The organism is Mahella sp., from assembly GCF_020054945.1.
Lineage (GTDB): Bacteria > Bacillota > Clostridia > Mahellales > Mahellaceae > Mahella.
In genome coordinates this window covers 1-8,917 of record NZ_JAIHAU010000059.1, presented here as the reverse complement: position 1 = coordinate 8,917, position 8,917 = coordinate 1, and the positions used below count along the sequence as shown (strand labels likewise).

The window sequence follows — 8,917 nt, the reverse complement described above, 5'->3', positions numbered from 1 at the left end:
TTTGCAAACATGCGTGCCGGTCTATAAATCGTCGCTTTAGCAATATATTTACCCATGAACGACATTTTTAGACCATAACAAAGCTTGCAGCTTATAAAAAATATGCTATGATAGAGTATAAGAAACGAACGATGGACAAAATAACATGCAGAGATGGAAGGTAAAGGAATATGGCTATAGAAAAGCGCAGTTCGGATGCTATGGGTTTTACGCCCGTGCAGAATAATTTTATAGATAATTATATAAAGGACGTCGATGGAGACTACGTGAAGGTATACCTCTGCATGTTGAGGCAATACCTTATAAGCGGTAACATGCCTGATATCAGCGTTATAGCCGATCTATCCGGCTTAAGCAGGGATAAGGTGCGCCAAGCCCAGCGCTACTGGTGCCAGGTCGGCTTTTTCACCACCCCATCGAGATCGCCGTCGGTGCAAAGCGATATATCGCTCGATGACAGGCCATCTTACACGCCCACCGAGATAAATGCCAGCATACAGAGCAGCAATGAGATAGCCCTGCTGTTCAAAATAGCCGAAGAGAAATTAGAGCGTCTGCTCAGCACAAACGACATACAGGTCATATACAGTTTATACGACTGGCTGGGGTTGCCCGTAGAGGTCATAATAATGCTGCTGGAGCATTGCCGCTGCCTGGGTAAGCGCAATATAAGGTACATAGAGAAAGTGGCCGTGGAATGGGCGCAAAACGGCATAGACAGCATAGAGAAAGCCGAACAACACCTGCGCAGATTCGAAAAGCGCAATATCGAACATAAGAAGGTATGCGAACAGCTCGGTATATACGGTAATCCTACCAAACGTCAGGCCGAGTATATGGATAAATGGTTATACGAATGGAACATGCCGCTGGATGTCGTGCTACTGGCCTGTGATCAGACCGTAAATACGCGCGAACCGAGCTTTGCGTATATAGATGCCATACTGGAGCGTTGGCGCAACGAGGGAGTATGCACGGTGGATGATGCCGAGAAGGCGATACAGCGCTTTATAGAATCCAAAAAAGCCAAAACATCCGGCAACAAAAAACCAACGCAGACACAAACGAAGAATAGTTTTCATAACTTCCCTCAGCGGGATTATGATTTCAAACAACTGGAACATCAGATACAGGAAAATAATTTGAAACGCTTCAAAGGTTAGAGGAGGTATATTATTGGCCAGCGCCAGGGATTATTACGACATACTTCAGCAATATCAACAACGCAGGGATCGCGCCGAAAGGCTGCTCATAGAACGCAAGGATGAAATCTATAAGCTCATACCCGAGATAGCAGAAATAGACGACCAAATAAGGCAGCTCGGCATGAGCATATCCAAGGCCATGCTCAATCACGAGATAAACAGTCAACAAGCGGTCGATGAGCTTGAACATAAGCTGGAAGAGCTGCGCGACAGGAAACGTCGCCTGCTCATAAGCGCCGGCTACAGCAAGGACTATCTTTCTCCTCAATATATTTGCAAAGATTGCCAAGATACGGGCTATATAGGTACCCAAAAATGCCATTGTCTGAGACAAGCATTGATAGATCGGGCTTATGCACAGTCCAACCTTGGCCAAATGCTTAAGACACAGACATTCGATACGTTCGATATAACTCGCTATTCCGATCAGCCGATAGATGGTGAGGCCATGACGCCGCGCGAAAATATGGAGATGATATACGCGGCATGCCTGGCTTTTGTGGAGGATTTTGACCAATCGCCTGAAAACCTCCTTTTTTACGGTCCTACCGGTTTAGGCAAGACATTTTTGTCCAGTTGCATAGCGCGTGAATTACTTGATCGAGGCAAAACGGTGCTGTATCAGACCGCTTTCAGCATATTCGAGATACTGCGCGAGTATAAATTCAGCCTCAACAAATCGGACTATATACCTCAGCGATTCGATATGCTGCTCGACGTGGACCTTTTGATCATAGACGACCTTGGTACCGAGCTTAACAACAGCTTTATAAGTTCCGAGCTGTTCAATGTGCTGAATTCGCGCCTGTTGGCCGGTAAAAAGACCATAATATCGACTAATTTAACGCTGTCCCAGCTCAACGATGCCTATTCCGAGCGCATTATATCGCGTATAATAGGCCACTATACCATACTGAAGTTCTATGGCGAGGATATAAGAAAGCAATTGGCATAGGGCATGGAGTACCGATTAATCAAATCATTGCTCACGGCAAGAGCAGATGATATCCACCCTTACTCCAGCACTACCTGCGCTATGGCATAGCCTCCATCGTGCGATATGGATATCCACGCTCTTTCGGCACCGCATTCTTGCATTCTCAATAAGGCTGCATTATATGCCAGTAGAGACGGCCTGCCCGTATCGTTCGCCGTCACTTCGATATCTGTCCAACTTATACCATAGCGCAAGCCGGTGCCCAATGCTTTAAAGAAAGCCTCCTTGGCCGCAAAACGGGCAGCATACCTCTCAAATGGGCTTTTGGCCATATTGCAATATTCCTGCTCCTTATGCGTAAAGACCCTATCGAGAAACGGTTGGCCGCTCCGCGATATAACATCCTCCATACGGCTTACGCTGACCATATCTATTCCTATACCTTTTATCATCGTATTTGCCTCCTTTATCACATAGGAGTGCGCTGACGCTCCAGATTGGCAAACTTGGTGAATTGCCCCAGCCATACCAGCTCCACTACGCCCGTCGGGCCGTTGCGCTGTTTGGCTATTATGACTTCGGCAATATTTTTTTTATCGGTATCAGGATTGTAGTATTCGTCCCTGTACAAGAACGCCACTACGTCCGCATCCTGTTCCATCGCCCCGGATTCTCTCAAATCGCTCAGTATGGGGCGGTGGTCGGTACGGGCCTCCGGCGCGCGCGAAAGCTGCGATAGCGCTATTACAGGGACATTAAGCTCGCGCGCAAGGGCTTTGAGCGAGCGGGATATTTCGGATATCTCTTGCTGACGGTTCTCGGCGTTTTGCCTGCCCTGCATAAGCTGTAGATAATCAATTATTATAAGGCCCAATCCCTTCTCCATCTTAAGCCGGCGGGCTTTGGAACGCAGCTCCAGCGCCGATATGGCCGGCGTGTCATCTATATACAGCGGCGCCTCGGATAACGGCGCCAGTGCCGCAGCCAGACGCGGCCAGTCCTCTTCATCGAGGTTGCCGGTACGCAGCTTATGGCTGTCCACATTGGCCTCGGCACATAACAAGCGATTGACCAACTGTTCTTTGGACATTTCCAGACTGAATATTGCCGTCGGTATCTTGGCCTTAACAGCAGCATATTGAGCGATATTCAGCGCAAAGGCCGTTTTGCCCATGCTGGGCCGGGCGGCTATAAGTATGAGATCGGAAGGCTGAAATCCCGCCGTCTTGTAATCCAAATCCGCAAACCCCGTCGGTATACCAGTTATATGCCCTTTATTTTTATAGAGCTCCTCTATATGATCGAACGCCTCTATAAGCGCCTGGCTTATGGGTATAAATCCGCCGTGGTGGCGCTTCTGAGATATGTCGAATACACCTTTTTCGGCCTGGTCGATTATATCCTCCACGGGCTTTGCTGCTTCGTAGCTATCCTTGGTTATAAGGCTGCACGTTTGTATCAGGCGCCTTAATATAGCCTTCTCTTCCACTATACGTATATAATAATCCACATTGGCCGTAGTGGGTACCGACGCCGAAAGCGCCGTAATATAGCTTAAGCCGCCCACAGCTTCCAGCGTATTGCGCTTGCGCAGCTGCTCGGTTACCGTTACCAGGTCCACCGGCTGCCCTGTCTCATACAGCGATACCATAGCGTCGTACAGCTCTTTGTCGGCCTCGCTGTAGAAATCATCTTTACGCAGTACCTCGGTAGCGGCAGCCACCGCTTCTTTATCCAGCAGCATAGCCCCTAGCACCGATTGCTCGGCTTCTATATTATGAGGCGGTATACGATCGATAGCAGGTTCCATGTATGATCACTCCAAGCCTTCTACTACCACAGTTACAGATGCATCTACGCCGGGGAAAAGCCTCACTTTGGCTTTAAATCTCCCTATATTTTTTATTGGCTCGTCCAATTCCACTTTCTTTTTATCCACCTTTATATGCATTTGTCTATCCATCTCGTCGGCAATCTCCCTACTGGTAACCGAACCAAACAGCTTGCCGTTTTCTCCGCATTTCACCCTTATAATAAGCGGTTTCTCGTTTATCAACTTGGCTTGCTGCAATGCGCGCTCTCTTTCTCTTTGCAGTTTCGTATCTTCAGCCTGTTTTTGCGCCTTCACGGCCTTGATAACGCCCTCGTCGGCCTCTACGGCCAAACCGCGCGGCAGAAGATAATTGCGCGCATAACCATCGCTTACATTTACTACCTCGCCTTTTTTACCTATGGACTTTATATCTTCTTTTAATAATACTTTCATTTCTTTGAGTTATCCTCCTTCAAATACTCTTTTATAGCATTGATGAGCATTTCCCTTGCCTTGTTTATATCCACGCCTGTGAGCTGTGCCCCGGCCATTGTCATATGACCGCCGCCGCCCAATTTCTCCAATATAAGCTGTACGTTTACATCACCCATTGAACGCCCGCTTATATACACTGCACCGTTTACGGGCATCAATACAAACGAAGTGTGAATACCCTTTATATTTATCAATGTATCTGCCGCTTGCGCTGCTATTATATTGGAACCATCCAGTTCATCGGGACATACCGATATAGCTATGCCCGGAAACTCTATCTTGGCCTGCGTAACGGCTTTAGCCCGTGCCGTAAATGTATTGAGGTCATCCTGGAACAACTGCCGGACGGCCGTCGGATCAGCTCCCATGCGCCTTAACAGCGATGCCGCCTCAAAGGTGCGCACGCCTGTCTTAAAAGCAAAGTTTTTGGTATCTACCATGATACCGGCCAAAAGTGCTTTGGCCTCCAATGGCTCTACCTTTATCTTATCGCTTATATACTGCAGTATCTCGGTTACCATCTCGCATGTAGACGAGGCATAAGGCTCCAAATAAGCCAAAGTAGGGTTTTCTATGCCGTCGGGCGGTCTGCGGTGATGATCTATCACCACTATTTTAGCGCCGCTTTTTAACAACTCCGGGCACTCGGTATATGACGCCCTTTGTATATCCACCACTATGACCAGCGCATCATCTGATACAATATCAAGGGCTTGTTCGCTGGTTATAAGCATATCGGCGTATTCCTCATGCTGTTTTATTTCTTCCAGCAATGTGCTTATCGACGGATTCCCGCGGTCCAATACGATATGGGCTTTTTTGCCGACATTTGCGGCACCGCGCCAGATCCCTATGGCCGCACCTATAGAGTCGAAGTCGGCAAGTTCATGGCTCATTATGAATATTTTTGAAGCCGGCTCCATAAGCCCCCGCAAAGCATGAGCTATCACCCTGGACTTTACTTTGGACGTTTTCTCCACAGTCCTGTTCCGGCCGCCATAGAAATAGAATTTCTCGCGATCCCTGATCACAGCCTGATCGCCGCCGCGCCCCAATGCTAGATCTATGGCATTTCTGGCCATTGCCATTCCCTCGGCATAGCTTTCTCCCTGTATACCTATGCCTATGCTCAAGGTCGGCGCCAACCGATTGCTTATAGCTATCTCCCTTATACTATCCAATATATCAAAGCGCCTACGTTCCAACTCGTCGAGCTGGATATGCTCGAACACCAGCATATATTTATCCCTCTCGTATTTGCACCAGGCGCTGTTCAAAGACGCTATCCACTCAGTGATTACTTTATCCACCTCAGCGGCGATAGCCGGACGATTGGCCTCTTCAGCCGAGGCCATGACATCGTCGTAATTATCGACATATACCAGGCCTACCACCGGCTGTTTAGCGGCATAATCCTGCTGAAGCAAGGCATAATCAGTGACATCTATCCAATAAAGCATCAATACCGTTTTGTCGCTGTCATCGCGGTCGCCGCGCTGTGTCACATAGTACATCACATCGTAATGTCTGTCTTTCCACACCACACGGCACATATGCGTTTGCTCATCGACAGTAAGCTTTTTAGCATCCAATTCCGGAATATAAAATGCGATGTTTTCGCCCATCAAGCGCAAGCCTTTGAACAATTGGCCCATATGCTTATTGTACCATATCACCGTTCCGTCCATCTCCATGGTCAGCATGGGCAAAGGCGCTGACAATACAGCCTTCTTAGCCGCCCAATTCATGTCCTTGGAAAGGCCCTCGATATACTCGCTCCAGCGCATATTGCGCCGGCGGCTGCTATACCAGTTATATAGAACCAGCAGCAGCGTCATAGCCAGAGCTATCGCTCCTACCTGCCTGTCATACAGCATCAGTATAAGGCTTAAAGCCAGTATTATAAGCAGGTATATATTCAGTTCTGGGATTTCAAGCCATTTATTCCATCTATTTTTCATGAATCCATCCCGCCATCATATCTATTCTTTATATTACGCCTTATATGAAATATTTGTTCGGCAACGCCCAGCATGGTAAGCATGAGCTGGAATATAACAAAATTCAGTATCATAAGCGTCACTCTGGCGGCAACGCCCATATTGCTCATTATCATTATATAATCCAGCGTTGCCAGTCCCTGTACAGCGAATATGAAACTCAGCACACCTATTATAGTGGCAAAAACCATATCGAAACCCGATATGCCAAAGAGCATGCCTACCAACCCCACTACAGCTATGCTCAGCAATCCCTTTGCAGCATCGTTGGGTAATGCCCATTCATGAAACGGCTGTATATCCGATATATCGGCTCCATATTTTTTCAGCCACCGACCGGCTGCCGTCATATTGATAAAGCCTGCGATCAAGGAGAGTATCATGATCATAGACGGCAACATTATATTAAAAATAGAAGTAAGCGCCGTGGCCATATCCTCCGGCGATATCGCCTCGCCCTGTTGAGGTTGCAACATGCCGAATATATCGGAGTTCATATCGGCCGTGCTAAACAGCGTCTCTAATGCTTGCTGAATATAATCGAATATTTCTCGGCCTGTAGACCATTTCACGGCCTGCACCAGGAGTATACCGGCTGCCGCCACCGCCACAGACGAGGCTAATGCGGCATAAAAGGCATCCGATTTGCGCTTGAAAAACCAAGCCAGTATAACGACTGTCGGTATAACCAGCGCTGCGAAAACCAGTACAGCTATAGTACCGCCTGTCAAATATAATACGGCTAAAGCCACGCCTATAGATACCGCGCCCCAAAGCCAGCCGCGGCGCACGGCTATCATAATAAACGGCGCAGGGGTAAGCAGCAATACGCAATTAATCAGCGGCGCCACAGCCAATGCACGGCATAACAGCGCCGCTAATGCGCCATAACCTATGACCTCCAGTAAAACGCGGCCGCTTTTATTGTCAGACATAAACGCTCCTTTCAATGTGCAAATCCTATCTGATCTTCTTTTACGGCCTAACCGCAGCGATCTAAAACGCTTGCTTTACGGTCAGGCGATTGTCCCTTCCCATACAGGGTATGAACCCAAATATTTATAGAAACTGCTGTTGTTTGATATTATTTCCAAACATTCGCCTACTATATCATCCCGGCTATGCCCTATCAGGTCAACAAAAAAAAGATACTGCCCCAACATCTTCTTAGCCGGCCTAGACTCTATGCGCGTGAGGTTTATACCTTTGTCAGCAAATATTTTGAGCGTATGATACAGGCTGCCGGGGGTATCCTCGACGCTGAAAATTATAGATGTCTTATTATGCAAGCCCGGTTGAGCAAGCTGCTTGCTTAAAACCACGAAACGCGTGGCATTGCCGGGCATATCCTGTATGTCCGATACCAGTATATCAAGGCCCCATCGCTGCGCCGCCGATGGCATGGCGATGGCCGCCCATGGTTTGTCGCTCTCCGCTACCAGCTTGGCGGCTGCTGCGGTGCTGTATGCATTATGCACGTTGACATCAGGCATATTGCTATGTATAAAATGCTGGCATTGAGCTAACGCTTGCGGATGAGAGAATATATCGGTGATATCACCCATGTCTACGCCTCGACGTGCCATAAGGCACTGATGTACCGGCAATACCAGCTCAGCCACTATAAATAAATCCACCTCATGGGCCAGCATATCCATAGTAGCGTTAACCGCGCCTTCTATGGAATTCTCTATAGGTACCAATCCTTCGTCCACTTTATCGGAAGCTACCGCCCATATAACATCGGGTATGCTGGCATACTCGACCATCTGTCTGGGATTATAGCGGCAATATTCCAAGGCCGCCTGTTGTGTGAATGTGGCATCCGGTCCTAAAAAACCGAGTCTTTTCAATACAATTCCTCTCCTACCTATATCATCGTCCCTATACTTGATATTATAGCAGTTATCTTCGATGATTTCCAGGTTGTAAATCGGAGCTATTATAATTTTATGATAATGTCATATTGAAAGTATTTTTGACAACAAAAAAAGCGCGTAATTGCGCTGGCTTCAAGGCCGTAAACATATAAACTATTCCTAAACAAACATGGTGTTAACCACTAAAGACGGGCGTTTATGAAAAATGCCAAAATATATCTTTAGATATATTGCAAATATTTGTTTAGAGAGGTAAAATAGAGATGGTCAGTAAGAGTGTCTCAGCGTTGTTTATTATAAGGGAAATAGTGATGATATTTTTCTTTATAAATAACGGCTTTATTAAATATAATCATTACTACAATAAAAGACTCTCAAAAACTGACTGGGGATTCAATAGATTCCCAAAAAAATATTTTTAAAAAATGCAACTTTTTACGCTATAAGGTAGTCTAATATATAAAGATAGAGAACGGAGGATGATATCAGAGGTTGTCCCAAACGTCGTAGAATTTCTGTAGCGTATCCTACCTCATTATTTCACGCTAATGCTCCTTGATGGGATTTTATCCCATCTATATTCCGAG

Annotated in this window: 8 protein-coding genes; 2 read left to right on the top strand and 6 right to left on the bottom strand. The window is 46.9% G+C overall.

Annotated elements, in window-relative coordinates:
• Window positions 1-170: 170 nt before the first annotated feature.
• Entirely contained in the window at window positions 171-1,163 is a 993-nt protein-coding gene (locus JG770_RS09815; protein WP_291958399.1) for a DnaD domain protein, read from the top strand.
• Window positions 1,164-1,176: 13 nt separating this feature from the next.
• The gene (locus tag JG770_RS09810; protein ID WP_291958396.1) at window positions 1,177-2,160 is read left to right on the top strand and encodes an ATP-binding protein; all 984 of its coding nucleotides are present in this window, start codon (window positions 1,177-1,179) and stop codon (window positions 2,158-2,160) included.
• A 59-nt stretch (window positions 2,161-2,219) separates the two neighbouring features.
• Here JG770_RS09810 and acpS read toward each other — a convergent pair whose 3' ends face one another.
• The 6 genes from acpS to pheA all read right to left on the bottom strand — a co-directional run bounded on the left by acpS (window position 2,220) and on the right by pheA (window position 8,303).
• Entirely contained in the window at window positions 2,220-2,594 is a 375-nt protein-coding gene (acpS, locus tag JG770_RS09805) for a holo-ACP synthase (protein ID WP_291958393.1), read from the bottom strand.
• Between the two features lie 17 nt (window positions 2,595-2,611).
• The gene (gene dnaB / locus JG770_RS09800) at window positions 2,612-3,952 is read right to left on the bottom strand and encodes a replicative DNA helicase (RefSeq protein WP_291958390.1); all 1,341 of its coding nucleotides are present in this window, start codon (window positions 3,950-3,952) and stop codon (window positions 2,612-2,614) included.
• A gap of 6 nt (window positions 3,953-3,958) precedes the next feature.
• Window positions 3,959-4,408 carry a 50S ribosomal protein L9 gene (gene rplI, locus JG770_RS09795; RefSeq protein WP_291958387.1) on the bottom strand — a complete coding sequence of 150 codons (450 nt, stop codon included), beginning with the start codon at window positions 4,406-4,408 and terminating at the stop codon, window positions 3,959-3,961.
• Complete coding sequence (locus JG770_RS09790) at window positions 4,405-6,411, bottom strand: DHH family phosphoesterase (protein ID WP_291958386.1); 2,007 nt, start codon at window positions 6,409-6,411, stop codon at window positions 4,405-4,407. The genes rplI and JG770_RS09790 overlap by 4 nt, the downstream gene beginning before the upstream one ends.
• The gene (locus tag JG770_RS09785; protein WP_291958383.1) at window positions 6,408-7,385 is read right to left on the bottom strand and encodes a DUF2232 domain-containing protein; all 978 of its coding nucleotides are present in this window, start codon (window positions 7,383-7,385) and stop codon (window positions 6,408-6,410) included. The genes JG770_RS09790 and JG770_RS09785 overlap by 4 nt, the downstream gene beginning before the upstream one ends.
• Before the next feature lie 81 nt (window positions 7,386-7,466).
• Complete coding sequence (pheA, locus tag JG770_RS09780; protein WP_291958380.1) at window positions 7,467-8,303, bottom strand: prephenate dehydratase; 837 nt, start codon at window positions 8,301-8,303, stop codon at window positions 7,467-7,469.
• Window positions 8,304-8,917: the final 614 nt, after the last annotated feature.